This is a genomic window from Pseudomonas sp. GQ91 (assembly GCF_059758795.1).
This window is the reverse complement of the sequence record NZ_JCAXED010000048.1, coordinates 1-768: the sequence shown is the minus strand read 5'-3', so window position 1 is coordinate 768 and position 768 is coordinate 1. Positions and strand designations below refer to the sequence as shown.

General features: G+C 60.4%; 1 protein-coding gene. It reads left to right on the top strand.

The annotated features are described in order from the left end of the window. Positions 1-140: 140 nt before the first annotated feature. Positions 141-768 (top strand): ABC transporter permease subunit (locus AC6CIA_RS26345; protein ID WP_498316078.1); only part of this gene is annotated, 628 nt, incomplete at its 3' end.

Sequence of the window (768 nt, the reverse complement as noted above, 5' to 3'; positions counted from 1 at the left end):
GATTTCCGATCGTATCCTGGTGCTGTGTGAAGGCGCGCTGCGCGGCGAAAAAAGCCGCGAACACGCCACTGAATCCAATCTGCTGCAATTGGCTCTGCCGAGCCAACGTGCCGACGGCCTGGCGAACTGAAGAGGTGAATATGACAAGCCAAAACAACGCGTTGCCGACGGCGCGCAAACCCCTGGACCTGCGTAGCCTGCTCGACAACTGGGCAATGCTGATGGCGGCGGCGGGGATCTTTCTGCTCTGCGCCTTGCTCATTGACAACTTCCTGTCTCCGCTGAACATGCGCGGCCTGGGTCTGGCGATCTCAACCGTGGGCATCGCGGCATGCACCATGCTGTATTGCCTGGCGTCTGGGCACTTCGACTTGTCGGTCGGCTCGGTGATCGCCTGTGCCGGGGTGGTGGCGGCGATCGTGATGCGCGATACCGAGAGCGTCATGCTGGGCATCGGCGCAGCCTTATTGATGGGACTTGTCGTCGGACTGATCAACGGCATCGTGATCGCCAAGCTACGAGTCAACGCCTTGATCACCACCTTGGCGACCATGCAGATCGTGCGCGGCCTGGCTTATATCTTTGCCGACGGCAAAGCGGTCGGGGTGTCGCAGGAGCAGTTCTTCGTATTTGGCAACGGCCAGTTGTTCGGCGTGCCGGTGCCCATCCTGATCACCATCGCCTGCTTCGTGTTTTTTGGCTGGCTGCTCAACTACACCACTTACGGGCGCAACACCATGGCCATCGGTGGCAACGCGGAAGCGGCAT